Origin of the sequence: Myxococcus guangdongensis (assembly GCF_024198255.1) — a bacterium.
GTDB classification, from domain to species: Bacteria; Myxococcota; Myxococcia; order Myxococcales; family Myxococcaceae; genus Myxococcus; species Myxococcus guangdongensis.
Genome location: NZ_JAJVKW010000026.1, coordinates 1 through 26,964 on the forward strand (window position 1 = coordinate 1; position 26,964 = coordinate 26,964).

The following is a 26,964-nucleotide window of genomic DNA, read 5'->3' on the forward strand; positions in this document are numbered from 1 at the left end:
CGAGGAGCGACAGGGAAGGCGACAGGTGTCCGACTCTCCGAAGCGTTTCAACCCACGCTCCTCGCGGTCACGAGGAGCGACGGGGGCGCCTGGAGCGGAGGCGCCCTGGGCGAAGTTTCAACCCACGCTCCTCGCGGTCACGAGGAGCGACGACGGTTGGCGGCGCCAGCTGCGGGAGCCGCGGCGTTTCAACCCACGCTCCTCGCGGTCACGAGGAGCGACCGCGGCATTTCGCCGGTGCGGTGTCGGCGCGCATGTTTCAACCCACGCTCCTCGCGGTCACGAGGAGCGACCGGTCACCGACCCGTCCGGGTTCGACGTGGTCTCGTTTCAACCCACGCTCCTCGCGGTCACGAGGAGCGACTAAACGAAAGCTCCCAGGACTGCCAGCTCAAACGTTTCAACCCACGCTCCTCGCAGTCACGAGGAGCGACAACGCTCATATGCTTGTTTTGATTGTGCGTTGAAGTTTCAACCCACGCTCCTCGCGGTCACGAGGAGCGACAGGCCATCCTCGCTGGCAGCGTCTTGGAGCACGAGTTTCAACCCACGCTCCTCGCGGTCACGAGGAGCGACGAGCAGGTGGCGCGGATGATTCGCGCCGAGGTGGCGTTTCAACCCACGCTCCTCGCGGTCACGAGGAGCGACCACCACCCACTCCATCCCGTGGAGCTGGGCGGGTTTCAACCCACGCTCCTCGCGGTCACGAGGAGCGACGCCCTCTCGCGGTGGAGGCGACAGGATATGAGGTTTCAACCCACGCTCCTCGCGGTCACGAGGAGCGACCAGGGACAGAATGCCCTCGGTGCGTGGCAGGCCCAGTTTCAACCCACGCTCCTCGCGGTCACGAGGAGCGACACTCCACAGGCCGACGAGCGGGCCACCCGCCTTGTTTCAACCCACGCTCCTCGCGGTCACGAGGAGCGACCTCGACTGGTTGGCCATGATCCGGCGAAGAAGGTGTTTCAACCCACGCTCCTCGCGGTCACGAGGAGCGACTGGCCGAGGCGCTGCGCACGCACGGGCCCGAAGTTTCAACCCACGCTCCTCGCGGTCACGAGGAGCGACAGAAATTCCCTTGTAGCTACCGGAGTCCTCACCATGTTTCAACCCACGCTCCTCGCGGTCACGAGGAGCGACCAATCCGATGCGCGGGGTCATGTGTTGTCCTGTTTCAACCCACGCTCCTCGCGGTCACGAGGAGCGACGAGGGCGAGCAGAAAGAGCGAAGGGCCAAGGCAAAGTTTCAACCCACGCTCCTCGCGGTCACGAGGAGCGACGCGGGTTCCGCAACGCCATGATGTACCGGGCCTGTTTCAACCCACGTTCCTCGCGGTCACGAGGAGCGACGCTGCGGCGACACACGGCCCCTGGCAGTGGCACGGTTTCAACCCACGCTCCTCGCGGTCACGAGGAGCGACTCGACAGGTTCAACCCCGTGCCGTCACACCCGTGTTTCAACCCACGCTCCTCGCGGTCACGAGGAGCGCCCCCCCTGCTCGAGCGCCTCGTCGGCGTACTGGTGTTTCAACCCACGCTCCTCGCGGTCACGAGGAGCGACCGCCTCGCGCACGGGCGCGCCGAGGTTGTATGTGTTTCAACCCACGCTCCTCGCGGTCACGAGGAGCGACCACACCCCAAGGTGGAGACAGCCGCTGATGAAGTTTCAACCCACGCTCCTCGCGGTCACGAGGAGCGACCACATTGAATCTGGATTTCAATGATGAGGACGTGTTTCAACCCACGCTCCTCGCGGTCACGAGGAGCGACTCTGCCCTGCCAAGCTACCATGATTGCTGGGGAATCCGGCCGGCTCGCGCGAACCTGGGTCCACAGGCCTGTCCATCCAGTCCGGGTCCCCGGTCGCCCTCGCGTAACTCCCTACGGCTATTGGAGATTTCAAAGAGCGCGAACCTCCGACGGCGCGCGCACTGGGACAGGTTCGCGCGCCCCAGTCAGAGCAGGCAAGCCGCTCACAGGATGAGCGGTCCCTCGACATCCAATGGAACCCGCGTGCCATGGTGCTCCGTCTTCCGAGCGACGTCCTCGCTCAAGAAGTAGAACCGCAGACTGTCGCTCTCCGCATCCAGCTCCGAGAGCAACCGTGCACGCAGCACGACCCAGTCCTTCGGCTCCAGCACACACTCGAACACCGAGTACTGGACGCGGACCCCATGGTCCTTGCACATCCGCGCAATCCGTCGGAGCCGCTTGGGTCCCGTCGGGTCACTCACCTGGACGTCGTAGCAGACGAGCACGGTGACTTTCCGCATCAGCGCACCGCGAACGGAGGATACCCGTCCAGTTCCCCTCGAAGGGTCCTCGCCAGCAACAACGCCTGCAGGTGCGGCACCAGCCCCCAGCTCGTCTGCTGCCCCAGGAAGACGTGCTGCACCTCCACCTGCTTCGCCGCCTGATACGCCACGAGGAACGCCTTGCGCGCCTCATCCCGCAGCATGACCGCTCCCGCGGCCTCCTCCTTGAAATCCTCTGGCTTGAGCTGCCCGCGATTCACCAGCGAGAACACCAGCCGGTCCACCACAGGCGCACGGAGTTCCTCCATCAAGTCCAACGCCAGTGACAGCCGCCCCGGTCGGTCCTCGTGCAGGAACCCCACCGCAGGGTCCAGCCCCACTCCCGCCAACGCCCCCGCGCAGTCCTGCGCCAACAACGCATAACCAAACGACAACAGCGCGTTCAGCGGGTCCCTCGGAGGCCGGCGATTGCGCCCATCGAACCCGAACCGCCGTGCCCCTCCCTTCAGCAAGCCCGGGAACGCCTCGAAGTAGTCCCGGGCCGCGATGCCCTCCAGCCCACGCACCTGCTCCAGCTCCTCCGCCCGCCCCACCGCGCGCAGGTGCTCGGCGAGCCTCCTCGCCGCATCCTCCAACGACGGCACCTGCTCCGCCGCCGCGTCCCGCTTCGCATGCAGGACGAACTGCCGCGCGTTGCTCACCTTCCCCACCACCATCGCCCGAGCGATGGCCAGCGTCCTCCCCCCATCATCCGCCGCGCGGTACTGCTCGCGGCGCAGCAGCACATTGCCCCCGGGCAGCCCCTCGACGCGCGCAAGGAATCGCCCCGTCACCCCGAAGAAGGACACGTGGATGCCCGCCTCGACACAGCTCTCCAGGAGCTCCGGTGTCATCCAGGCCCGCGTCAGACACACCACCGAGCGCAGATGCCGCAGCGGCACCTCCGCCTTCTTCTCGTCCTTGACTGTCACCACCACCCGCTCCCCCTCCTTGTTCAGGCGGGTGCCCTCCACGGTGATGAACAGCGTATTGAGCGCGGTGGTCACGACACGGTCTCCGGGTCCACGAGTTCCACCATCCGCCGCAGATGGTCGGAGGCACGCCGCTGTCCCGCCGTGACGTGCGGCATGCACAGCGGCTCCAGCGAACACGACTCACACTTCGGAGCCCTCGCCACCACCGGCACGTGCCCCCGGGCCAGCAGCTCATGCATCCGAGCCACCGCCTCTTCCGTCCGGGCCCGCAGCCGCGCGTCCAACATCACCACCTGCCGCCGATGCTGCGCGACATGGAACAGCGCGCCCTCGGGAACGGCGACCCCGTGCATCTCCTCCAGGCACAGCGCCTGGGCACAGAGCTGCACGGAGTCCGCCTCGAGTGACTTGCGCTTCGCCCGCTTCACCTCCACGGGATACGGCCGCCACCCGGTGGGGCTCGTGGCATCCGGGTGGTACTCCACCAGGTCCGCGCGCCCCACCAATCGCAGCCGCTCACAACCCAACCGCACCGCGCGCTCTACACGGCGCCCAGGCCGAGCATCATGCCCCGGGAGGTCCACCCGCTCATGGAGCAGCCGCCCCGTGGCCGTGCGGACATCCTCCCGCCAGAGCTGCTCCACGTGGATGAGCGCCGCCTGCCGCTCGCAGAACAACAGGTGCTGCAAGGCGGACAGCGCCACCCACGTCTCGCTAGCGGAGGTCATCCCGCCAGTTCCATCACCTCGACCCCCTTGGGCATCCCCACCGTGTCCACCTTCACCGTGTAGTCCTTGAAGGAGCGCACCGGTTTCTCCGTCTGTACGCGGTCCACATGCACCCGGTCGAACAGCACGTGCGCGGGCGCATTGCCCAGCTCGGACCCGTGCTTGAAGACGACCACCTTGCGCATGGACATCAATCCACGCGCCGCACTGCGGTCCAGCTCGAACATGTTCATGAAGGCCTTGAACAACAGGTCCAGGTCACCCGAGCTGAAGCCCGTCTGCTTCGCCAGATACGGCGAGACGAAGCCATGCGCGCGGTAGAGCCCATACGGCACCGTGTTCTTCCGCCCCATCGTGCGGTTGTCACCGCCCTGCTTCTCCGCATCGGACTCCTTGGTCACAGCCATGCGGGTGATCGAGTGCTCCAGTGAGACGATGGGAGACACCGAACGGGCGAACGTGAGCTGCACGGGTCCACGCACCTGCCCCGCGTTCGCGCCTGTGGACATCACGGCACCAAAGGCGCGCACATCGAAGAACGTACTGCACATCCACTTGCGGCCCTCCTCGACCTCCGAGCCCTGAGCCTCTCCTGGCTCCTTGCGCTTCTTACCGTCCTTCTCGCTCTTCGGCTTCTCGTTCAGGTCGATGCCCAGCCCCTTGTAAGCATCGCCGATGGACACATTCAGGATGGCCTTCTCCTTCACGAAGATGTCGAACCCGGGCTTCTTGTCCTGGGTAAACAAGATGAAGTTACGTACCTTGCGCTTGAGACTCACGTCAGTGACCAAACCCTCGCCCGTCTCCGGGTCGATTCGCGGCAGGTTGCCCGCATCGGGATCTCCATTGGGGTTCCCATCCTGGACGTCGAACAGCAAGACGAAGTCGTGGCGATTCTTCAGCTCGGACATGGCGTTCTCTTTCTCGTGTGGAAAACGTGGGAATGGTGGCGTCAGTCGTCGGACTCGTCAGAGCCGGCATCCGGAGTGCCGCCCCCGTCGCCCTTGCGCTTCGCGAAGAGCGCTTCTCGCTGGTGGTAGTAGCCCACCGCGAAGAGTCCCTGATCTTCGAGAGAAAGCAGTCGGGGGTAGTGCTTCCCGTCGAGCAGTCCCATCACCTCGGTCTTCGTCTTCTCCAGCCAGTTGGCGGAGCCCCTCCTGTCCCTCTCAGCCTTATGGAGGTGGTTCATCGACAGCTGCATGAGCCGAGGGAAGACGGTGGCAGGGTTTCGCGAAGCAGCACCGAAGTAGCGGTCTCGAATGGTGGCGTTGAGGTCTTTCAACGCAACACTCTGCATACGCTCCAGCACGGCAAAGAGACGGCCCAGGACATAGGGTACAGCTCGATTGGTGGGTTCCAATGACACGGAGACCTCCAGGGGTGCAGGTCCACTGCGGGAATGTCGGATGAGGGTGGCCTTGATGAGCGCGACACGGAGGCGGAGCTGCTCGCGCTCGAACTTGTCGTCTGCGGGCGGCAACCTCAACCGGTCCAGCGCCGCAGAGAGGAGCAGTCGTGGGAATGCATGCCCTCGAATGGCGGCGCTCATCATCCGCGCCGCGACGTTCGAAGGCAGCCCCCGACCAGAAGGCGTCTCCACGGACTTGAGGAGCCGCCAGATGGGAGTGGGCTTGAGCCCCGTATCCTCGCCCAGACTCAGGTCCGCGAAGTAGCGACGAAGGTTCTGCTTCACGTCGCCGATGCTCGCCTGGAACCAATCACGCACGGCGACACGCCCCGCGTTACCGGCGAGTGTGACGGCATAGAAGCGCTTCGTGTCGAACTCCCCGCGCTCCAATCCTTTGAGTGGAGACTCAACAAGCTTGCGCAAACGCTCTTCGGTCGGGTCCACCACATCCTGTAACTCCCGCTCCTGCGCCGCCGTGCTGTTCGACCAGAACAGCATCACCGAGTCCTCTCCGAGCTCAACCCCCTGCCGGAAGCGGCGTTCGTCCGACCTGCGCAGCAGGTCGTTGAGCGCGAGCACATACCCGAGCGCGGCATGCTGCGAGACGGGAGCATTGTCGCCCTGCACCAATCCATGTGACTCGAAGGCCTTCGCGTTGAATGACACCAACGCCGCTCCAGAGCTCTGTGCGGCAGGGACGTTCTTCAGCTTGGGATGGGTCTCTGCCAGCACCCCAATCTTCCCGGTCACCAGGCACAGCCCCCTTCGCCCAATCGCTACAGCCTGCGCATTCCGCTGTGCCCACCACGCCTCGACTCCGGGCAACTCATGTACAGGGCGCGTTGAGTCCCCCACGACGAATGCGAGCATCTCCGAGCCGGTCCAATCCTCCCCCGGGTTTCGATCCGCAAGCGCCTCTGCGCGCGCAGCTTCGCTGTCGAGGAATTTCGCCACGGCCCGAAGCTCAGGCACCTCCGTCTCCGCCACCGCTTCTTTCACCAACTTCACGAACGCCGCGAGTCGCGCGACACCCTTGTTCGCCTTCCCCTCGCGAGCCTCCGGGTCATGCCCCAGCACGTACTTGGTGTTGTCCGCCAGGAACCCGGCGGAGACATTCACCGAGCGCGCGGGGAGCCTAGGAATTCGTCGAGAGATGCCCCGTCCATTCTCGTCCTGCGTGTACTCCAACCCTTTGAACTTCCCCTTCACATCCAGGCGGATGAGGAAATCCACGGGCTTCGACTCGTAGAGCGGATCGTCAATCAATCCTCGCGCCCGCGCGAAATCGTTGAGTGCTGTGAGCATCATGGCCGGCCTCCGTTCTGCTTGAGCACTTCGTCCCAGCCCGGCACGTGGAGCACGCCCCGGTCCAGGTACGCCTCGAAGAACAGCGGGCGCGTCGATTCACCGAACTCGAAGTCGTAGAACACGAGCCCCAACGGTCTGCGCTCGACCTCCAGGTCCACGGGCCGGATGTCCTCCCCCATCGGCTCCACACGCGCGGCGAACTCGCGGCAGCCAAGGTACGGCGCATGGAAGAACTGTCCCTTCTCCAGTCGCCGCTCGAACATCTCCTCGAACTTGCGGACGTTGTCCTCGGGGCCCGCCTTGCCCGGCACGAGCGAGAACGACGCGGTGATGGCATAGTCCACGTCACGCAGCGCCACTGTGTTGCGCTGCGCGCGGTCCTCATCCGCCACATAGTCGAGTTTCCCCACCACCGCGCGACTGTTCACCTCGTTGCGACGGAAGCTCGTCCACCGCACGGGAGCAAGGACAGCAATCTCGTGGACCTGCCAGCGGATGGCCGGCTTCCACAAGATGGCCTCCAGCACGCCTCGAGCCGCCGAAGGCGTCATCACTTCGTAGCTCATCCGCTCGGCCTTCATCTCCGGACGTGTGAAGCAGGCCAGGGGACCTCCGGCCCGCACGCGAAACCGCTTGCTCGTCTTCATCGACACCTCCTTGGAAGTGCTTCAGCCGCGGATGAGTAAAGTCGGGTCGTCGATGCCCACTTGAGCGGGCACCAGACCGTAGGTCTTGTCGTAAGCGGACCCGCACTCGGGCCGCAGGTACACCACAGTGTCAGCCGCGAGCAGCGCCATCTCTCGCGCCACCCAGGCATCCCGTAGCTTGCGAGGCACGGTCACAGTGAACCGCTGTAGGGCTCGCAGGCGCTCTCGTGTAGGTCCCAGCCGTCGCAGCTCCTCGAGCAAAGGCTCGCATCCCTCGTAGGGCACCACCACGGGCGCGCTCCACTCGTCCTCCACGAGCTGGAACTTCTTGGCGACCTCCTTGAACCTGAGCGCTGCACGAAGGTCCTGAATGCCTTTCCCGTCCCGGCTCGCGTTCGCGTAGAGCCGCTCGAAGAACCGGCGGAAGTTATCGGGCGACAGGTCCAGGGCAGGGTCCTGCGCAAGGAGTGTCCGAGTCACGGACAAGGCCATCTGGGGCACTCCGCGTGGAGGCGGCGTCGGAGCCTCGTACACCCGGAGCTCTCCGAGCCCCTCCAAGAGCCCCTCTCGATTACAGCGCCCCCCTGCCTGTGCCAGTGAGTCCAGACCCGCCATGCTCCGGTAGACGACTGCGAAATCCACGTCCACTCCGGCTTCGACCAGTTGGGTGGCAACCAGCCGCACTGACTCTCCGCGTCGCTTCCGCGCCTGGATCTCCGCGAGGATGCGAGAGCGATGTTCCGGGCACATCAACGCGGACAGGTGCAGCGTCGTTCCGCGACCAACGCGAGCGTCCACCAGCGCGCACAGCTTGCGCGCGTCATCCCGACTGTGGACCACCGCGAGCACATCACGCTCTCGCGCCACCTCGTCGGCGAGCTCTTCATAAGGCATGGGCTTCCGGCTCTTGGGCCAGCGCACCCTCACGCGGCGCAGTCGTTCGAAGGCACACAGCTCCGTCGGGACGAGTTCCCGAATCGAGGGAAATCCCTCGGGGAATCCATCGCGCTGCCCCAAAGCGGGCTGAGTCGCAGTGCAGATGACCACCGAGCAGCCATAGTCCTCCACCAGCGTCCTCAGTCCATCCAGGATGGTCGTCAGCAGCGCGGGAGGCAGCGTCTGCGCCTCATCCAGCACGATGACGCTCCCGGCGATGTTGTGCAGCTTGCGGCAGGTCGAGGTTCGACAGGCGAACAGGCTCTCCAGAAGCTGCACCGTGGTGGTGACGATGACCGGTGCATCCCAGTTCTCACTGGCGACGCGGTTGAGCGCCGTCTCCTTTTCAGGGTCCACGGACGAGTGGTGCTCGATGACCGCGCTTCCCGACTCGCCGAAGGCTTGTCGATACACGGCGGCGCTCTGCTCGATGATGGACGTATACGGGATGGCGACGATGACCCGTCGAAGTCCGCGCGCAAGAGCGTGCTCCAGCCCGAACGCCATGGAGGTGAGCGTCTTTCCTCCTCCCGTGGGGACGGTAAGGCTGAAGACACCCGGAGATCCTGGCGCAGCCGCCAGGACCGCCGAGAGCACTTCTCGCCGGACACGATTCACCTCCGTATCCGGCGCACCGCGCTGCTTGCTGTCCAAGAAAACTCTCAACGCGGCAGAGAGCTGCTCCAGATTCACGCGGGTGCGACGATCCGCCGCACGAGCGATATTGAAGAAGAGCTCGGTGTCCAGAAAGTCCGCATCGCACAGCGCGGAGAAGAGCATCCGGATCCAGAATTCGCGCCTGTGCAGGGAGAGCTTTTCAGCAACACCGAGGTCCAAGGATGGAGGCAACTCGCGCAGGTCTTCGAAAACCCCTGCGGAGAGAGCCTCATCCAGGAGCTTCTGCTTCTCTTTCCGCTCGACCCGGTCGCTGAAATCCTCCGCGTTACGGAGCCCCCCATGATGTCCGACGATGGCCATGGCGACCGGCCACAGCCGTGGGTCCATGCGCAACGCCCACAGAGCACCTGCCGTCGAGTGGTCCCGCTCCGAAGAGCAGCCCTCGACCTCCAGATGGAATTCGAAGCCATTCTCCTTCCGAATGAAGCGCTGGAAGATCCGACGGAGTTTGCCCAGGTCATGCCAGCGTCCCGCCAGCTCGCAGAACAAGCGCATGTCCTCGCGGGCCGCGAACAGCGCCGCCAGTCGCCCGACTTCCGTCAGGTGGTCGTAAAGGAGATGTACACGCCGGTCGCGTGTGACGTGAGCGAGCGGCTCCTCGGTCAACCCGGACAAGGGCTCACTTCCAGACATCATTCCCCCACCACCTGCCATCGCAGGCACTACGTGGCTTCAATCCCTTGTCGCAGTCCATCGCCATGACCCGATCCGGTGCGCACTTCCATCGCGTGCCAGGAGCTATGACAGCTTCATGAAGGATCGTCCCTACCCCCTTGGGGGTATGGACCGTCCCCCGATAAAGGCAGTCACCATCCCCAGACATCCCGCCCCCAAGTCAACGGCGCCCGGGAGCCAGGGTTCACCTCGACACACCCAGGGGCATCTGGTACGCGCACACCAGTGCACCCCGGTCCTCACCGCGAGCCCGCGCATCGTCAGCCCTGGTGGCCCCTGCTGCTCATCGCGGCCGGCGCGTGGCTCCTGCGCATCGCGGGCTTCTTCCACCGGGGCGGCGCGCTCGGATACCCCGTGGACTACGACGAGGGCGTCTACTTCAGCGCCGCCGCGCTCCTCTCCCAGGGCCTGCTGCCCTATCGCGACTACTTCTTCGTCCACCCGCCCGGCATCGCCGTGCTGCTCTCCCCCGTGGCCGCGCTCTCACACGGCCTCGGCCCCGCCCTCGCCTTCTGCGTCGTCCGCTGGCTCATGCCGCTCGCGGGCGCGCTGAGCACACTGCTGAGCGGCCGCATCGCCCAGGAGCGCTGGGGCACTCGCGCGGGCCTCATCGCCGCGCTCGCCTACGCCGTCTATCCCGAGGCCGTGACCACCGAACGTGGCCCGTTCCTCGAACCCCTGCTCAACCTCACCTGTCTCACCCTCGCGTGGGTCTGGCTCCGCCCCACCACCACGCAAAGACAGACACTCCGCCGAGACCTCCTCGCCGGAGCCCTGCTCGGCACCGCCTGCGCCATCAAGCTGACCGCGGGCGCCTGGGTCCTCGCCGTCGCCTGGGCTCGCGGGATGTCACACGAAGGCTCGCGCGTCGCCCGAGTCATCCTCGTCGCCGCGGGCGTGGGCCTGTTGTGGCTCGGCCCCTTCTTCCTGCTCGCCCCGGACGCGATGCTCCAGGGCCTGCTGCGCTTCCAACTCCTGCGCCCTCCCGATGGAGACTCGAGCCTCACCAGTCGCCTCCTCTCTCTCCTCGTCGACGGACGCCTGGGCCTCACCCTCCTCACCGCGATCGGCGTCACCGTCGCCCTCGCACGCACGCGTCAACAGGACGCCGTCACCGAGCGCCTCTTCTGCGCCGCCTGGCTCCTCACCGTCGCCACCTTCCTCGCCTCCAAGAGCTACTGGTCCCAGTACAACGCGCACCTCGCCCCCACCACCGCCGTGCTCACAGGACTCGGCGCGGACTTCCTCGCGCGCAAGTTCCACAGCCCACGCACCCAACGAATCACCGTCGCCGTCACCGCCCTCCTCGTCCTCACCGCCCTGCCCGGCGTCCTCCACGCCGCGAAACAAAAGGACCGCTTCCTCCTCCCGCTCGGTGACACGCTCAGGTCCTCCGTCCCCACGGCCTCCACGCTCTGCGCCTTCGAGCCCGCGTGGGCCATCGCGGCCGACAGGCTCCCCGGCCTGCCCCGCGGTACCCCCGCGTTCGTCGACCCGTACGGCCTCATGCTGAACGACGCGCTCTCCGCGTCCACGCGCTTCCCCAACGCGGAGGCCGCCTTCCAGGACACACACTCGCAACGGACCGCGCTCCAATTGCTCCCACGCTGCGACGTCCTGCTCCTGCTCGGCCGCGGCGAGTGGCAGCTCTCCGACGCCAGCGAGCAATGGGTCCGCGAGCACTTCACCCGCGACGAGCCGCTCTGGCGTCGCAATCCCTGACGTCTCCCGGCCGCCTGCCTGCCCAAGGAGCGGAGCCGTCCACCCAGGCCCTCGCCCGCTTGCCCAGACATCCTGCGCGTGCGTGACGATATTGGCCCATGCCGCAGCTCGTCATGAACGCGGCCTCAATTCTTCGGACCGAATCCGACGCGCGAGGAGGTGGACCCATGCTGCAGACCGAACTCGTTGGTGAGCCCCTGCTGCACCTCGAAAGTTCCCGCCTGTTGGCCGAAGCCCGGCGAGTCGTCCCCGAGGCCTTCGACGCGCAGGGACGCCTGCTCTCCCCCATCGCGGGCACCTGGGTCCACCCACCCGCCTGGCTCGACGCACGCTCACCCATCGACGGTAAGGTGCTCGCGTCACTGCCACTCCTCACCGAAGCCCAGGCCCTCCAGGCCGTGGAGAAGGCCGCCGCCGAGTTCCTCCCCTGGTCCGCCCGCTCGCTCGACAAACGCTCCCGCGCCGTCCTCGAGGCCGTGGACCTGCTCAAGGAACACAGGGATTTGCTCGTCCGCGTCCTCGCCTGGGACATCGGCAAGACGCTGCCCACGGCCTACAACGACGTGGACCGCTGCCTGGCGGGCATCGAGTGGTACCTGGAGAACATCGGCCCGATGCTCGAGTCACGCGCGCCGCTCGGCCTCGTGTCGAACATCGCCTCCTGGAACTATCCCTTCTCCGTCCTGATGCTCAACGTGCTCGTGCAGGCGCTCGCGGGCAACTCGGTCATCGCGAAGATTCCCACGCAAGGGGGCGGCGTCTCGCTCACCCTCGCCTTCGCCCTGCTGCGCCGCGCGGGCCTGCCCGTGTCGCTCGCGGGTGGACGCGGCAAGGACCTCTCCGAGGCCCTCGTGGGCCACCCGCGCATCGCCGGCGTCGCCTTCATCGGCGGCCGCGCCAACGGCGCCGAGGTCCACCGCCGCCTGCGCGACACGAACAAGCGCTACGCCCTGGAGATGGAAGGCGTGAACGCCTACGCCATCACCCAGTTCACCGACTGGGACGGCCTCACCCGCCAGATTCGCGCGGGCTTCGACTTCGGCAAGCAGCGCTGCACCGCCTATACCCGCTGGGTCGTGGAGAAGTCCCTGGTCCCCAGGTTCGTGCGCGCCTACGTGGACGCGGCGTCCTCGCTGCGCGTGGGACACCCCCTGCTCAGCAGCCACGTGGACTTCGGCCCGCTCATCTCCGCCAGCAAGGTGACGGAGCTGCGCGCGCTCATCGACGACGCCCGGGAGCGCGGCACCGCGGTGCTGTACGAGGGCACGCTCGCCGACGACGCCTTCTCCGCGAGCCAGTCGCGCGGGAGCTACATCGCGCCCACCCTGCTCTTCGGCGTGCCTCGCGACAGCGAGCTCTACCTGCGCGAGCCCTTCGGCCCCGTCGACATCCTCATGTCCGTGGACTCCGAGGAGGAGCTCATCCAGGAGGCCAATGTCTCCCACGGCGCGCTCGTCGCCTCCGTGGCCACGGATGACCCCCAGCTCGCCGAGCGCCTCGCCTCCCGGCTGCAGGCCTTCAAGGTCGGCATCAACAAGCTGCGCTCACGCGGAGACCGCGAGGAGTCCTTCGGCGGCAAGGGCGGCTCCTGGGCCGGCGCCTTCGTCGGAGGCACCCACCTGGTGCGCGCCTTCACCGACGGCCCCCATGCCCTCGAGGGGAACTGGCCGGACTGAAATCCCCGGGTGCTTCCTTCCAGCACCCGACATCACCGGACGGCAAAGCGAGGTCCGTCAGGACCGCATGCACCTGACGTTGCCCGTCCTTGACGCGGCGCGGTTAAGCTCGCGCTCCATGAACCGCGAATACCACCGCTGGCATAGCGCGCGCCTGCATCGGGACATGGAGCTCTTGCTCTACGGCCACTCCGGAGAGCCCGTGCTGCTGCTGCCCACCAGTCGCGGCCGCTTCTTCCAGGCCGAGGACTTCGGCCTCATCGGCGCCATCGCCGACCGCGTCCAGTCCGGCCGCTACGTCATCGTGTGCCCGGACTCGGTGGACGACGAGTCCTGGTTCAACAAGTCCGTGCACCCGCACGACCGCATCGCCCGGCACCAGGAGTGGGAGCAATACCTGCTCAACGAGGTGGTGCCGCTGCTCATGAGCCGCAGCACCGGCGGGCGCCTCACCCTGGCCGGGTGCAGCTTCGGCGGCTTCCACACGTACAACGTGGGCCTGCGCCACCCGCACGTCTTCCGCCGGCTCATCTCCATGGGCGGCAAGTTCGAGACGGACGAGTTCCTCGACGGCCACCAGGACAACGACGTCTACTTCCACTCCGCCACGCAGTGGCTGCCCAACGTCCACGACAACAGCCAGCTCGCCGCGCTCCAGCGCGTGGAGATGGTGCTGGCGGTGGGCGAGCACGACTTCTGCCGCCCCTCCAACGAGCACCTCTCCAGCCTGTTGTGGAAGAAGGACATCGGCAACCAGCTCGCCATCTGGCAGGGCGGCAACCACGACTGGCCCGTCTGGCGGCAGATGATTCAGCAGTACCTGCCCTGGTAGCCGCCCCGACAGCCGCGCCCCTTACGCTTCGATGGGGCGCAGCGTGCCGGCGCTGATGCGGTTGAAGCGCCAGAGCAGCGACAGCGCCACCGCGATGAGCCCCGCGCACAGGCCCCACCAGATGCCCACCACGCCCAGCCCCAGCTTGAAGCCCAGGAGCAGCGTCAGCGGCAGGCCGATGGCGTAGTGCCCCACCATGTTGGCCAGGAAGGTGAAGCGCGTGTCCCCCGCGCCGCGCAGCACGCCGGCGCCCACGCCCTGCACCCCGTCGAACACCTGGAAGATGGCGCTCACCATCAGCAGGGGCACCACCAACGGGAGCACATCCTCGGGAGCGCCGGCCAGTTCGGCCAGGGCCGTGGGGAAGAGCGCGAACGCCAGCGCCCCCAACGCCATGAAGCCCGCGCCGCCCGCGAAGGCGATGAAGCCGCTGAGCCGCGCCCGAGGCGTGTCGTGAGCGCCCACGGCCCAGCCCACCCTCACGCTGCCCGCGTTGCCGATGCCCATGGCCACCGTGAAGGTGACGCTCGAGTAGGCGATGGCGATTTGATGCGCCCCCACGCTCGCGGGCCCCAGCCCCGCCGACAGCACGCCCGCCAGCGCGAAGACGCCAATCTCCGCGGCGATGTGCAGGCCGATGGGGACGCCCACCCGGGCCGCCTGGGCCAGGTCGGTCCACACCGGTCGACGCACGGGCCGCTCGCCCTCCGGCGCGGGCAGCTTCGCGATGGCCATCAGCACCACGCCCACCTGCAGCATCGTGCACAGCGACGTCGCCAGCGCCGACCCGGCCACGCCCATGGCGGGGACGGCCCGCAGGGGCCCGAAGTACTCGGGCAGGTTCGCGCCACCGAACACCAGCAGGATGTCCGCGCCCAGGTTCAGCACGTTCGCCAGCACCGTCGCCACCACCAGCGGCCTCGTGTACGCGGTGGACTGGAGGTAGGAGCGCATCGTCAGGAAGGCCAGCATCAACGGCATGCTCGGCCCGCGCCACAGCAGGTAGTCCCAGGCCCCCGCGATTTCCGCCTCGCCGATGCCCGCGAGCGGCAGGAGCAGGGGCGACAACATCAGCAGGCCGAACAGCAGGAGCCCGGCGAACAGCGACATCCAGCCGCCTTGCCACAGCAGGCCCCGCGCCCTCGCCATGGCGCGCCCGCCCACCGCCTGGGACAGGAGCGGGTCGAACCCCATCATCAGCCCCATGCCGAAGCCGCTGACGGCGAAGAACAGGCCGTTGCCCAGCCCCACCGAGGCCAGCGCCGACGTGCCCGCGCGCCCCACCACCAGCGTGTCCACCAACCCCATGAGCGACTGGCCGCCCTGGGCAATCGCGATGGGGATGGCCAGGCGCGAGAGCGAGCGGAGCTCCGCGAGGATGGCGGCACGGCGGGAGTCGGGCCGAGGCGACGACGAAGGGGGTGCGACAGCGGTGGACATGGCGACCTCGGCCTATAACGCCTTCCGTCGCGGAATGCGCCAACCGCGAGCGACGCCCCCGCGCTCTCTTCCCTGACCCCTGGGGGTGTCCATGAAACGAAGGGGCCCCGGGACCCACATCGTCCCGAGGCCCCGTGCTGTCACACCGACGTGTCCTTCGTGCCTCAGCGCACCGGCGCGTCGAAGTACGTGGTGGCCAGCGGCGTCTGGAGCGCGCCCACGTTGGCCACGCGGATGCCCGCGTCGGTGACGGCGTACACGAAGTCATCCGCCATCACACTGCGGCGCACCTCCGGCGCCCAGTACCAGCTCCAATGCGGGTACTCGAAGCGCTGGAACATGTCCCGCGTCGACACCGCGCCCACCGGCGTGAAGCCCGTGGCCGTGTCCACGCGGAACACGCGCAGCTCGCTGGTGAAGCCGGACCAGTAGTCGGAGCGGCTGTAGTCCCAGTCCACGAAGGGCACCGCCACCAGGCCCTTGGCCGCGAAGTAGTTGAACGCCTTGTGGTCGTGCAGGGCCTCGCTGCTGGAGCCGTTCGTCCCCATCCGGTGGGTGAAGGCCTCGCGGGGGTGGGCCAGGTCACTCACGTCGAACAGCGACAGCTTCAGCGCGCGGTTGCGCCAGCCGCCGTCCTCGTCGCGGTCCTCGCCGAAGGTGAGCAGGTGCGTGTCACCCAGCGGGTGGATGTACGTGGAGAAGCCCGGAATCTTCAGCTCGCCCACCTTGCGCGGATGGGCGGGGTCGCTCAGGTCGAAGGTGAAGAGCGGGTCCGTCTGGCGGAAGGTCACGATGTAGCCCTTCTTGCCCACGAAGCGCGCGCTGAAGATGCGCTCGGTCGGCGCCAGGTCCTCGCTGCGCCCCAGCTCCTCCAGGTGCCCGTTCTTCGCGCCGAACGTCACCAGCCGGCTGACGGTGTTCGGGCCGCCGGTGGTGGGCGTGGACGGCTCATCGCCGTTCCCCGACGTGCTGCGCCAGGTCGTCACCGTGGTGGCCACGCGCAGCACGCCCTCGTGCTCGTCCATGGCGAACTGGTTGACCAGGGTGCCAGCGACGGAGCCGCTGCCCACGTACGTGGCGCGCGAGGGCTCACGGATGTCGAACTTGTGGATGTACGAGTGGTCGGACTGCTCCGCCACCTGCTGCCACCACCAGTGGCTGGCGGACAGGTACAGCGACTCCGGGGACGCGTAGACCACGCCCGGCGCGGACACCACGCTGGTGCGGCCCAGGGGCGCGGCGCCCTCCACCGTGTCCAAGTCCAACGACAGCACCGTCACGAAGCCCAGGCCCGTGGGCGCGTTGGCGTGGAAGAAGTCCGAGCAGGAGAACGGCAGCGCGGTGCTGGTGCCATCCGCCGCCACCCGGCGACCGGGCTCCACCCAGTCCGCCAGCGTCTGGTCGCGGATGAGCTTCTCGTTCTTGACGATGAGCGCGTCGAGCGCCGCGTTCATCTTGTCGCGGTTCTCCAGCTCGCGGGAGTACTCGGGGTAGAAGCGCACGTCCGAGGGCCAGCGGAACTCGTCCGTCATCACCAGCCGCACGGCGCTGTCCACGCGGCGCGCGGTGAGGTAGCCGCCCGGCAGGTACACCTGCTGCTTCACCTGGGGCGACGCCAGGTCCGACACGTCCACCACCGTCACCTTCAGCGTGCCGCCCTGCATGTAGCCGCAGCGGAAGCCCGCGCAGTCGGGCATGGGCGCGCCCATCATCGGAGAATCCCCCCACACCGTGGGACGGCCGGGACGCTCCTCGTAGACCTGCGACGCGATGACCAGCCGCTTGCGGTCCTTGTCGTAGAGCATCTCGCGGGGCTGGCCCTGAATCTCCAGCGACGCCACGCGCGTGAGCTGGTCCGCGGGCCAGGAGCGATTCACATACAGCTTGGGTCCGGACAGCACGAAGATGTGGTTGCCGTCGTTCTGCACGAAGTCCGCCTCGTGCACGCCGGCCACCTGGTTGTTGGTGCCCGTGTAGTCGTCGGGGCCGCGCGGCGCGCCACCGCTGCCATCGCCCTCGGACGGAGAGGGCATGCCCGTGGGAGGCGCCGCGCCGTCGCCGAACCACCACTGCAGGCCGCGGGGCCGCATCGACTCCACCGACGCGCGCATCCGCTTCGTCGCCGTGTCCTCGATGTGCTGCTCGAGCGCCTCGCAGCCCTCGAAGGCATCCAGCCGCGCCTCCTGCGCCACCGGCTCGTTCTCCACCGGTGGATGCGTCTTCTCGTCGTCACAACCCACCGCAGCCACCGCGACCAGCCCCACCCACCCGTAGCGCTTCCATCGCCGCATGAGATTCCTCCCGGTTCGTGTCTGTTGGCCCCATCCGCGGCGCGAGCTGGAATCCCAGCCCGCCATGCTCGGATGACGGCACGGCCCGGGCGCGCTCTTGCCACCCCCATGCCAGCAACCACGCTGACTCGGGACACCGGGATTTCCAGGGGCTTGCGGGCGCCAGGGCCTCTCAGAAACCTGAGGCGCGTGGATTCCCCGTGGGGGGAAATCCGTGAGTCCGCGGCACGAAGCGGACGAACTGCTGCGTCAGCGCCGGGTCCATGCGCTCCAGGCGCAGGCCCATGCCCGCCGGTGCACGGAAGGCGCCGGGGGTGCGCGGCGGGTTGGCCCAGATGACGGTGGCCTCGGCCGAGCACGGCGCGCGCTGTCCGGCCAGCGACACCTTCAACGACAACCGGGTGCCCTCGCGCGCCGGGGTGAGCGTGCGCACGAAGAGGGCCTCGGGGCTGGCGTCGTGGCTGAAGCCCGTCAGCGCGGCGCCGCCCGCCAGCGGGGAGAACTCCACCACGGTGAAGAAGGGCACGCGCTCGGCGGCCCGCAGGGGGACGCGGTCGGGCGTCAGCCGCGACAGCACGCGCCCCAGCAGCTCATCGGCGCCCAGGTGACGCTTCTCGAGCAGCGGCGCGCCCGACAAGGCCTGCGCCCGCGCGAGCACCTCGCCGGACTCCTCCGCGCGCGACAAGAGCACCAGCGGCTTCCTCGGGTTCGCGTCGCGAAGCCGCGCGGCCAGGGCCAAGGTCTCACGCGGGGCGCGCGATACATCGACGAGGAAGCCGTCGAGCTGCGCGCCGTGCTCGGCCGCGAGCGCCTCCGCGTCCTGCGCGTCGCGAGCGTAGAGGACGTGCAGCCCCTCCTGCTCCAGCGAGCCGCCCAGGAACGTGTGCAGGAAGCGGCCGCCCTCGACGAGCAGCACGCGGCGCCCCTTGGGAGGCCCCTCCTTCGCGCGCTCGCGGGCGTTGCGCACCGCCACCAGCTTGGCCTGCAGCGCCTCGAGCGCGACGGGCTTGGGCAGGAAGTCATCCGCGCCCGCGCGCCAGCAGTGCATCACCTCGTGCGGCTCGCCGGCGGAGGTGAACATGATGACGGGCACGTTGCGGCCCGCGGGGTGTGACTTCACCGCGCGGCACACCTCGTCGCCCTGCATGCGCTCCATGCGCAGGTCCATCAGGATGAGCATGGGCGCGCGGCGGGCCAGCTCCGCCAGACACGCCTCGCCGCCCTCCAGCGTCACCGGCTCGCAGCCCAGCCGGGCCAGGTGCAGCCGCACCACCTCGCGCGCGGTGCGCGAGTCGTCCACCACGAACACGGCTTCCCGCGTGGTGGCGCCGGGCGCGTTCATCAGGCCCGCGGCTCCTGCTTGCCGCCGGACAGCAGCTGCGTGAGCTGTCGGGCGATGGCGGCGCACTTCGCCGCGTCCTTGCTGTCCAGCGCGCTGCGCCCGCCGTCGAGCAGCTTCTGCACCGTGCCCACCGCGGCCTCGGCCTCCGGGCTGGGGTTCTCCTGCGCGCTCTTCTGGAGCATCCGCGCCAGCTTCTCGCCGCGCTCCAGCAGCTTGCGGAACAGCTCCTCGGCGCGCTTCGCGTCCACCACGCCCTGCGACTTCGCGTAGCTCGCCTGCTCCGCGCCCAGCTTCTCCGCCTCGCCGTGCGGCAGGCCCGCGCGCGCCTCCAGGCGCACCGTCTCCATGTTGCCGGTCGTCAAATCCGTGGCCTTCACGGACAGAATCGCCTCACCCGACAGCTCGAAGACGACCTCCAGCGGCACGTCTCCGCGCGCGGCCACGTGCAGGTTCTTGAGCACCACCTCGCCCAGCTTGTGGTTCTCGTCCTGGAACTCGCTCTCGCCCTGGTACACGGGGATGCGCGCCTCGTGCTGGCCGGAGGTGCCGGGGAAGAAGATGTCGCGCGCGACGACGGGCACGCCCGTGTTCTTCGCGATGAGCCGCTTCACGCGCCCGCCCAGCACGCCCACGCCCAGGCTCTGGCTGGCCACGTCGAGCAGCAGCGCCTGACCCGACTGCCGCAGGAGCTCGTCCGCCTGCACCGCGGCGCCCAGCGCCACGGCCTCGTCCGGGTGCACGTCCGTGGACGGCTGACGGCCGAAGAAGTCGGCGACGAGCCGGCGCACCAGCGGCACGCGCGTCATGCCGCCCACCAGCAGCACCACGTCCACCGAGCGCGGGTCCATCTTCGCCTCGCGCATCACGCCCTCGCACACCTCCAGGCAGCGGCGCGACAAGGGCTCCGACAGCGTCTCGAAGAACGAGCGCGTGAGCACCGTCTCCAGCTCCGTCGTGCGCCCGCCCTTGCCCGAGTGGTCGCCCAGCCCCGTGACGGAGATGGTGGACTCCTCGTGCTCGGTGAGCTCGCGCTTGGCGGCCTCGGCGGCGACCTTCAGGCGCCGGAGGCTCTGCGCGTCCTGCGACACCACGTGGCGCAGCTCATCGTCCACCTGGGCCAGCAGCCACTGGACGATTCGCTGGTCGAAGTCCTCGCCGCCCAGCCTTGGATCTCCGCCGGTGGCGCGCACCTCGAAGACGCCGGACTTCACGTCGAGGATGGACACATCGAAGGTGCCACCGCCCAGGTCGAACACCAGCGCGTTGCCCTCGAAGCCGCGCGACAGCCCGTACGCGAGCGCCGCCGCGGTGGGCTCGTTCACCAACCGCACGACCTCCAGGCCCGCGATGGAGGCCGCCTCGCGCGTGGCCTGTCGCTGGTTGTCGTCGAAGTTGGCGGGGACGGTGATGACACACTTGCTGACGGGGCGGCCGAAGTGCGCCTGCGCATCCAGCGCCAGCTCGCCCAGAATCATCGCGGAGACCTGCGTGCAGGGCAGCACCCGCCCGGCCAGCTTCACGCGCACGTCACCCGCGGGGCCCGCGACGAGCGGATAGGGCACCAGCGCCTTCGCCTGCTGCACCAGCTCCGGCGTGTAGCGTCGCCCGAGGAAGCGCTTGGTGGCCCAGACCACCGCGTCCGGATGCTCCTCCGCCAGCACCTGGGCCGCCTGGCCCACGACGCGCTCGCCGCCCTTGGTGACGCCGAGCACGGAGGGCGTCAGGCGGCCCCCCGCGCGCGAGGGGATGAGGCGCGGCCGGCCATCTTCCACGGTGGCCACGGCGCTATTGGTGGTACCCAGGTCGATGCCGATGACGGGGTCGTGCATGGGGGGCGGTCGGGACCCCACGGTACGGGTCTTCCCGCCTCCTCGCCAAGCCCCCTCGCGTCGGACCTGCCCTCCGCCTGTCGCTTCCCTGTCCGCCCGGGCACGACGGCCACGGGGGTGGACGGCCATGGGGCACCATGCTAAGGGCGCGACCCGTCATGGTGAACGTCTCCATCGCCCGCCGCTACGCCCGTGCCCTCCTCGACGTCTCGTCGGAGGTGGGTCGCATCGACGCCGTCGCCGAGCAGCTCACCGCCTTCGCGGACATCCTCGCGAAGAACCCCGAGCTCACGGACGTGCTCAACAACCCGGCCTACTCGCGCTCCCAGCGCGGCCAGGTCGTGGAGGGGGTGATGAAGCTCATCCCCGGTCTGGAGCCGGTGCTGGCCAACACCCTGCGCCTGCTGGTGGACCGCAACCGCCTGGTCTACGTGCCGGACATCGCCCGCGTCTTCCGCGACATGGCGGATGCCCGCGCCGGCCGCGTCCGTGGCAACGTCACCAGCGCCGCCGCCCTCCCGGCCGACACCCTGGCCCAGCTGCGCCAGACGCTGCAGCAGCTCACCCAGCGCGATGTCATCCTGGAGACGCGCGTGGACCCCAGCCTGCTCGGTGGCGTGTCCGCCCAGGTGGGCAGCATCCTCTACGACGGCAGCCTGCGCACCCAGCTGGACCAGATGCGCCGCGAGCTGAAGTAGCACCGCCGTACGGGGGCGTACGGCCGCATCCTCGCGGCCAACGCCCCAGGTCGCCCACGCACCCGGTAGTCCGGGGCAAACCGGCATTTCCAGTAGCCCTGGGACAGAGGTATACTCGGGGGAACACGGGGCAACCCCGGGTTTTCTGGACGACCTCAACATGCCGCAGTCCCTGTTTCACCCCCTTCCCGGTGGCCCGATGTTCGCCGTGGCCCCCGAGGAGGCCTGGCCCTTCCTCGGCGCGCTGTTGAACGCGACGGGTTGTGGCATCGCCCTGCTGGACAGGGAGCTCAGGCCCGTGTGGGTGAATGGGGCGCTGACGGCGCTGTCGGGCCTGGAGCCCCGGGCCTATCTGGGGCGTCCCCTGGTGGACGTCTGGCCGAAGGTCGCCTTCTCGCTGGCCCCGCTGCTGGCGCGCGCCCTGTCGGGGGAGAGCGTGGTGGAGGCGCCGCTGACGGGGGTGCTGGCCGCGGGCTCGGGCGAGAAGCACCTGCGCGTGGGGCTGTCCCCGGCGCACCAGGCCGGGGTGCTGGCGGGCGTGGTGCTGTGGGTGCGCGACGAGACGGAGCGCGTGCGCGAGGAGGCGCGGCTTCGCGAGCGCGAGGCGCACATGCGCAGCCTGGCCGACGTGGCCTGTGACGGGCACTTCCTGCACGAGAACGGCGTGGTGCTGGACGCGAACCGCGCGCTGGCGCACCTCTTGGGCCACGACTCGCCCCGGGAGTTGATCGGCCACCACCTGGTCGAGTGGGTGGCGCCGGAGTACCGGCCCGCCGTCATGTCCGCGGTGGCCCGGGGGGTGGAGACGCCCTACGAGGTCATGTGCGTGCGGCGCGACGGCCAGCGCATCCCCTTGGAAGTCCTGGGGAAGTTCGTGACGTGGGAGGGCCGACAGGTGCGGCTGGCCGCCATCTGGGACATCAGCGGGCGCAAGGCGGCGGAGGAGCGCGCCGAGCGCACCGAGCACTTCCGGGAGCAGCTGCTGGGCGTGGTGGGCCATGACTTGCGCTCCCCGCTGGAGAGCATCCAGTCCGGCGCCAGCGCGCTGCAGCGGCTGGAGAACCTGGAAGAGCCCCAGCAGCGGCTGGTGGGACATGTGGCCCAGGCCGCGCGGCGCATGGAGCGGATGATCCACGAGCTGCTCGACTTCACCCGGGCCCGGCTGTCCGGAGGGCTGCCGGTGCGCCCGGAGCCGCTGGTGCTGGACCGGCTGGTGGAGCAGGTCCTGGAGGAGCGGCGGCAGGTCCACCCGGGCCGCACGATGCTGATGGAGACGCAGGGCGACCTGCGGGGCCACTGGGACGCGGGGCGCATCTCCCAGCTGGCGGACACGCTGCTGGGCAGCGTGCTCCAGCACAGCCCCGAGCCCACCCCGGTGTGGCTCAAGCTGGTGGGCGCCGTGGGGGGCGTGACGCTGTCCATCCGCAACGACTCGCTGACGGTGCCGCAGGAGGAGCACGCCACCCTCTTCGAGCCCTTCCGCCGGGGCCGCCCCGCCAGCGCCGAGGGCCTGGGCCTGGGCCTGTTCATCGCCCGGCAGGTGGCCGTGGCCCATGGGGGCCGGCTCACCGTGGAGTCCTCCCAGGGCGGGACGCGCTTCGTCGTCTGGCTGCCCCGCGAGTCCTCCACCCGCTAGAGGGCCGCCCGGGCGCGCTCTTGCCCCCGCTCGGCGGGGGTGGGAGCGCCGCGACTTAAGGGGTTGATAATGCCCCGAGAGCCCCGAATGTCGTGCGCATTGCAGGGGCCGGGGGTGCGTGGTAAGGGGCCCCGACTTCTTAAGCTTTGGCGGACCCGAACCGACCCGGCCCGCCCCCTGTTCGAGGACGCAAAACGCCCATGGAAATCCGCGCCGACGAGATCAGCAGAATCATCCGGGAGCAGATCAAGGACTACGGCAAGAAGGTCACCGTCGCGGAGACGGGCACCGTGCTGTCCGTCGGCGACGGTATCGCGCGCATCTACGGCCTGGAGGGTGTGCTCGCCGGTGAGCTGGTGGAGTTCACCAACGGCGTGAAGGGCCTGGTCCTCAACCTCGAGGAGGACAACGTCGGCGTCGCCATCATGGGCGACTTCCAGAACATCCGCGAGGGCGACACCGTCAAGCGCACCCAGCAGATCGCCTCCGTGCCGGTGGGCAAGGGCCTGCTCGGCCGCGTGGTGGACCCGCTCGGTCTGCCCCTGGACGGCAAGGGCCCCATCGAGGGGACCGAGACGCGCCGCCTGGAGGTGAAGGCGCCCGGCATCGTGAAGCGCAAGAGCGTGCACGAGCCCCTGCAGACGGGCATCAAGGCGCTGGACGCGCTGGTGCCGGTGGGTCGTGGTCAGCGCGAGCTCATCATCGGTGACCGCCAGACGGGCAAGACGGCCGTCGCCATCGACACCATCATCAACCAGAAGGGCCTGAACGTTTACTGCATCTACGTGGCCATCGGTCAGAAGCAGTCGACCGTCGCGCAGGTCGTGGAGAAGCTCAACCGCTTCGGCGCCATGGAGTTCACCACGGTGGTGGCGGCGAACGCCTCCGACCCGGCCCCGATGCAGTTCTTCGCGCCGTACGCCGGCGTGGCCATGGGCGAGTACTTCCGCGACAACAAGATGCACGCCCTCATCATCTACGACGACCTGTCCAAGCAGGCCGTGGCGTACCGCCAGCTGTCGCTGCTCCTGCGCCGCCCGCCGGGCCGCGAGGCGTACCCGGGCGACGTGTTCTACGTGCACAGCCGCCTGCTGGAGCGCGCCGCCAAGCTGTCGGACGAGGAGGGCGCGGGCTCTCTCACCGCGCTGCCCATCATCGAGACGCAGGCCGGCGACGTGTCCGCCTACATCCCGACGAACGTCATCTCCATCACCGACGGGCAGATCTTCCTCGAGACGGACCTGTTCTTCGCCGGCGTCCGCCCGGCCATCAACGTCGGTCTGTCGGTGTCCCGCGTCGGCTCCGCCGCGCAGATCAAGGCGATGAAGCAGGTCGCCGGCACCATGAAGCTGGACCTCGCGCAGTACCGCGAGCTCGCCGCCTTCGCCCAGTTCGGCTCGGACCTCGACAAGGCCACCCAGGAGACCCTGGCCCGTGGCGCCCGCATGGTGGAGCTGCTCAAGCAGGGCCAGTACGAGCCGCTCTCCGTCGAGCGTCAGGTCATGCAGATCTACGCCGCCACCAACCGCGACGACCCCAAGAAGCGCGGCTGGGTGCGCGACGTCCCCGTCTCCGACGTGGTGCGCTGGATGCGTGAGTTCCTGGAGTTCGCGGACGGCAAGCACCCGAACGTCGCGAAGGACATCTCCGCCAAGCGCGAGCTGACCAACGACATCAAGGCGGCGCTGAACAAGGCCATCACCGAGTTCAACGACGTCTTCCAGCCCACCCCGGGCGCGAAGGTCTAGGAGTTCCGGCCGCCAAGGCCTGACGCACCGAGCCCCGCGCTCCCTTCATCGGGAGGCGGGGCTTCGTGTTTCCTACCGAGGCTGGGTGCGACTGGGGTCTGCTACTTCGCCCCCTCCGCGCGGGCCGGCGCCTCGCGCACCGCCGTGCCGATGGACTCGCCCGTCCACTCGGGGTCCACGGGGATGATGAGGTAGCCGTCCTCGGCCTTGGGCGCGGGGCGGGCATCGAGCGGCGGCGGCTCCCCCACCCCCGGCGCGGGCACGTCCGTCCAGGCGATGAAGCGCGCCTCGAACTCGCGCACGCGCTGGCCCCCCGCCAGCTTGCGCTCCGCGGGGCGGGGCAGCAGCACCGCGTCCGCGCCCATCAGACACACGGTCTCCTGGAGCAGCGCCTTGCGGCCCTCCTCGCCCAGGTACTCGTTCGTCGTCATCGCCAACGTGCCCACCTCGGCGTAGGGCCTCGGCGGCTCGCCCTGCTCGAACACCTCGAACGCGCAGCCCGGTGCCCTGGCGGGGCGCGTGAGCGTGACCTGCCGCGTGCCCGTCGTCGCGCGCGGCGAGGACACGCACGCGGACCCGAGCACCGCGGCGAAGAGGCACAGCGACAGCGGACGACGCGAGCCCATGGACACCCCTGTTTCCGAAGCGTGAGGACGCGGGGCACGCGGAGGCCCCGGCTCCTGACTCAACGCGGCACCGGGGTCCACCATATCGCGCCGGCTCAGCGCAGCCGGGGCAGCAGCGCGTGCAGGCTCTTGTCCACGCCGCCGCGGGCGCCGAGCTGCTCGATGGCCTTCAGCTCGTACGGCAGCACGTTCTCGCGCGCGACCAGCTGCACGTGCGCGCCCAGGGCGGCCGGCAGCGCCAGGTCCAGCTCGTAGATGTCGCCCGCCACCAGCGTCTGGTCGGGCCGCGTGCCGGTGGTGTCCCAGATGCGCTTGAGCGCCTCGAAGTAGCGGCCCCGGCGCAGGTACACCGGCCGGCGCAGCACCCCCTCCAGCGTCTGCGTCTCCGGCAGCGCGTCGAAGCGCGCGTCCGTCACGTCCGGCGCGTCCAACAGGAACTTCCGCGCGTCACCGGAGACCTGGAGCCGCTCACGGCCCTTGGGCGCCAGCGTGTCGAGCTTCTTCACCACCAGCTCTGTGTGCGCGTTCGTCACCACCGTGACGGGCAGCCCCGTGGCCAGCAGCGCCTCCAGCACCTCCTTCGCCTCCGGCTTGAAGGCCGTGGCCGAGTGCACGTACGAGTCGCGATACAGCTTCTGCACCGCCTCCGAGCGCGTGGCCTCGTCCGTGCCCACCGACAGCCGCTGGAAGATGCGGTGCGCGGCCGTGGTCGCCGTCAGGTACGGGTCCGCCGTGGCGGGCGCCACCACCTTGCCGCCCAGGTTCCAGCCGAGGATGTCCGCACCCGCGCGCAGCGCCGCGACTTCTTCCTCCCACGCCTGCTCCACGCCCTGCCCCAACGCGTGGGCCAGTCCGTCACGAAAGTGTGTCAGGAACGGCGCGCTCTCCGTCGCCACGTCCGTGAAGGTCCCGTCGAAGTCCAGCACCACACAAGCAATCGCCATCAGCCCACCGGCTCCTGAAGTTGGAGGAAAGGGGCCGGATGACGCCCCGCCACGGCCCGCGAATCAAGCCCGGGCGCCCCATTTCCGCCCTGTAAACTTGAGGTCCCCCTGTAAATCAGGTGGCAGGGCCGCCACCTTGAGGCCTACAGCGGGGGACTCGCTAGCCTTCGGGGGGCATGGAAGCGACACGGCGAAACGAGGCGGCGCGGTGGCGCCGGGCGTGGTTGCCCTGGGGCCTGCTGGTCGGAGCGTGCGTGCTGGGCGCGACGGGCGCCTGGGCGGGCTCGCGCTCCGTGTCGGCGCTGCACGAGCGCCGCGTCCAGCTGGAGCGCGAGGCGGCCGAGTCGGAGGCCCGCGTGGCGGAGCTCCAGGCCCTGCGCGAGGCCATGGCCCGGCGCCTGCGCGTGCTGGAGCAGCAGCACCAGACGGCCCGCGAGGAGGCCCTCAGCGCGGCCGCCGCCTGCGCCGCGCCCACCGCCGAGCCTCCCCCCGCCCAGGGCCGCGCCGAGCCCCGTCGGCCCGCCAAGGGCAAGAAGGCCCACCGCCGCTGAAGGCCCCGGGGGCGTGGACT

20 protein-coding genes and 1 CRISPR repeat array are annotated in these 26,964 nt (G+C 69.0%); of the genes, 7 read left to right on the plus strand and 13 right to left on the minus strand.

What is annotated here, in order from left to right; all coding sequences use genetic code 11:
* Nucleotides 1-44: 44 nt before the first annotated feature.
* Nucleotides 45-1,770: a CRISPR direct-repeat array (repeat unit 37 nt; unit sequence GTTTCAACCCACGCTCCTCGCGGTCACGAGGAGCGAC).
* A gap of 203 nt (nucleotides 1,771-1,973) precedes the next feature.
* From cas2 to LXT21_RS43325, 7 genes are read right to left on the minus strand one after another with little or no spacing between them, the layout of a single operon-like run.
* On the minus strand, nucleotides 1,974-2,273 hold the full coding sequence (gene cas2, locus LXT21_RS43295; RefSeq protein ID WP_046716802.1) for a CRISPR-associated endonuclease Cas2: 300 nt from the start codon (nucleotides 2,271-2,273) through the stop codon (nucleotides 1,974-1,976).
* Complete coding sequence (gene cas1c / locus LXT21_RS43300) at nucleotides 2,273-3,301, minus strand: type I-C CRISPR-associated endonuclease Cas1c (protein ID WP_254044126.1); 1,029 nt, start codon at nucleotides 3,299-3,301, stop codon at nucleotides 2,273-2,275. The genes cas2 and cas1c overlap by 1 nt, the downstream gene beginning before the upstream one ends.
* Entirely contained in the window at nucleotides 3,298-3,957 is a 660-nt protein-coding gene (gene cas4 / locus LXT21_RS43305; RefSeq protein WP_254044127.1) for a CRISPR-associated protein Cas4, read from the minus strand. Before cas4 ends, cas1c begins: the two co-directional genes overlap by 4 nt.
* Complete coding sequence (cas7c, locus tag LXT21_RS43310; protein WP_254044128.1) at nucleotides 3,954-4,868, minus strand: type I-C CRISPR-associated protein Cas7/Csd2; 915 nt, start codon at nucleotides 4,866-4,868, stop codon at nucleotides 3,954-3,956. Before cas7c ends, cas4 begins: the two co-directional genes overlap by 4 nt.
* A 41-nt stretch (nucleotides 4,869-4,909) precedes the next feature.
* Nucleotides 4,910-6,673: a type I-C CRISPR-associated protein Cas8c/Csd1 gene (gene cas8c, locus LXT21_RS43315; protein ID WP_254044129.1), complete on the minus strand. Its 1,764-nt coding sequence runs from the start codon at nucleotides 6,671-6,673 to the stop codon at nucleotides 4,910-4,912.
* Complete coding sequence (gene cas5c, locus LXT21_RS43320; protein WP_254044130.1) at nucleotides 6,670-7,320, minus strand: type I-C CRISPR-associated protein Cas5c; 651 nt, start codon at nucleotides 7,318-7,320, stop codon at nucleotides 6,670-6,672. Before cas5c ends, cas8c begins: the two co-directional genes overlap by 4 nt.
* Nucleotides 7,321-7,341: 21 nt before the next feature.
* The gene (locus tag LXT21_RS43325; protein ID WP_254044131.1) at nucleotides 7,342-9,549 is read right to left on the minus strand and encodes a CRISPR-associated endonuclease Cas3''; all 2,208 of its coding nucleotides are present in this window, start codon (nucleotides 9,547-9,549) and stop codon (nucleotides 7,342-7,344) included.
* A 285-nt stretch (nucleotides 9,550-9,834) separates the two neighbouring features.
* Between LXT21_RS43325 and LXT21_RS43330 the strand changes: the two genes are divergently transcribed.
* The 3 genes from LXT21_RS43330 (at nucleotide 9,835) to LXT21_RS43340 (ending at nucleotide 13,839) form a co-directional block, all read left to right on the plus strand.
* A complete protein-coding gene (locus LXT21_RS43330; RefSeq protein WP_254044132.1) occupies nucleotides 9,835-11,331 on the plus strand; it encodes an ArnT family glycosyltransferase in 1,497 nt (498 codons plus the stop codon).
* Nucleotides 11,332-11,498: 167 nt separating this feature from the next.
* On the plus strand, nucleotides 11,499-13,007 hold the full coding sequence (locus LXT21_RS43335; RefSeq protein ID WP_254044133.1) for an aldehyde dehydrogenase family protein: 1,509 nt from the start codon (nucleotides 11,499-11,501) through the stop codon (nucleotides 13,005-13,007).
* Between the two features lie 118 nt (nucleotides 13,008-13,125).
* A complete protein-coding gene (locus tag LXT21_RS43340; RefSeq protein ID WP_254044134.1) occupies nucleotides 13,126-13,839 on the plus strand; it encodes an esterase family protein in 714 nt (237 codons plus the stop codon).
* Between the two features lie 21 nt (nucleotides 13,840-13,860).
* Here LXT21_RS43340 and LXT21_RS43345 read toward each other — a convergent pair whose 3' ends face one another.
* The 4 genes from LXT21_RS43345 to LXT21_RS43360 form a co-directional block, all read right to left on the minus strand.
* A complete protein-coding gene (locus tag LXT21_RS43345; RefSeq protein ID WP_254044135.1) occupies nucleotides 13,861-15,279 on the minus strand; it encodes an MATE family efflux transporter in 1,419 nt (472 codons plus the stop codon).
* Between the two features lie 164 nt (nucleotides 15,280-15,443).
* Entirely contained in the window at nucleotides 15,444-17,570 is a 2,127-nt protein-coding gene (locus LXT21_RS43350; protein WP_254044136.1) for a beta-propeller domain-containing protein, read from the minus strand.
* Nucleotides 17,571-17,742: 172 nt separating this feature from the next.
* Complete coding sequence (locus tag LXT21_RS43355) at nucleotides 17,743-18,912, minus strand: TIGR02266 family protein (protein ID WP_254044137.1); 1,170 nt, start codon at nucleotides 18,910-18,912, stop codon at nucleotides 17,743-17,745.
* Nucleotides 18,912-20,741, minus strand: a complete 1,830-nt coding sequence (locus tag LXT21_RS43360) for an Hsp70 family protein (protein ID WP_254044138.1) — start codon at nucleotides 20,739-20,741, stop codon at nucleotides 18,912-18,914. Before LXT21_RS43360 ends, LXT21_RS43355 begins: the two co-directional genes overlap by 1 nt.
* Before the next feature lie 158 nt (nucleotides 20,742-20,899).
* Here LXT21_RS43360 and atpH point away from each other — a divergent pair, with 158 nt between their 5' ends.
* From atpH to atpA, 3 genes are all read left to right on the plus strand, one after another.
* On the plus strand, nucleotides 20,900-21,439 hold the full coding sequence (atpH, locus tag LXT21_RS43365; RefSeq protein ID WP_254044139.1) for an ATP synthase F1 subunit delta: 540 nt from the start codon (nucleotides 20,900-20,902) through the stop codon (nucleotides 21,437-21,439).
* A 160-nt stretch (nucleotides 21,440-21,599) separates the two neighbouring features.
* Nucleotides 21,600-23,075 (plus strand): sensor histidine kinase, encoded by a 1,476-nt coding sequence (locus LXT21_RS43370; protein ID WP_254044140.1) that lies wholly within the window; start codon nucleotides 21,600-21,602, stop codon nucleotides 23,073-23,075.
* A gap of 200 nt (nucleotides 23,076-23,275) precedes the next feature.
* Nucleotides 23,276-24,823, plus strand: coding sequence for a F0F1 ATP synthase subunit alpha (atpA, locus tag LXT21_RS43375; RefSeq protein WP_254044141.1), 1,548 nt, complete (start codon nucleotides 23,276-23,278; stop codon nucleotides 24,821-24,823).
* 101 nt (nucleotides 24,824-24,924) lie between these two features.
* Here the strand turns inward: atpA and LXT21_RS43380 are convergent, their stop codons facing one another.
* Together LXT21_RS43380 and LXT21_RS43385 are read right to left on the minus strand one after the other, a co-directional pair.
* A complete protein-coding gene (locus LXT21_RS43380; protein ID WP_254044142.1) occupies nucleotides 24,925-25,449 on the minus strand; it encodes a hypothetical protein in 525 nt (174 codons plus the stop codon).
* 95 nt (nucleotides 25,450-25,544) lie between these two features.
* Nucleotides 25,545-26,393, minus strand: coding sequence for an HAD family hydrolase (locus LXT21_RS43385; RefSeq protein WP_254044143.1), 849 nt, complete (start codon nucleotides 26,391-26,393; stop codon nucleotides 25,545-25,547).
* 176 nt (nucleotides 26,394-26,569) lie between these two features.
* On the opposite strand from LXT21_RS43385, the gene LXT21_RS43390 reads away from it, so the two are divergent.
* Nucleotides 26,570-26,944 (plus strand): hypothetical protein, encoded by a 375-nt coding sequence (locus LXT21_RS43390; protein ID WP_254044144.1) that lies wholly within the window; start codon nucleotides 26,570-26,572, stop codon nucleotides 26,942-26,944.
* Nucleotides 26,945-26,964: the final 20 nt, after the last annotated feature.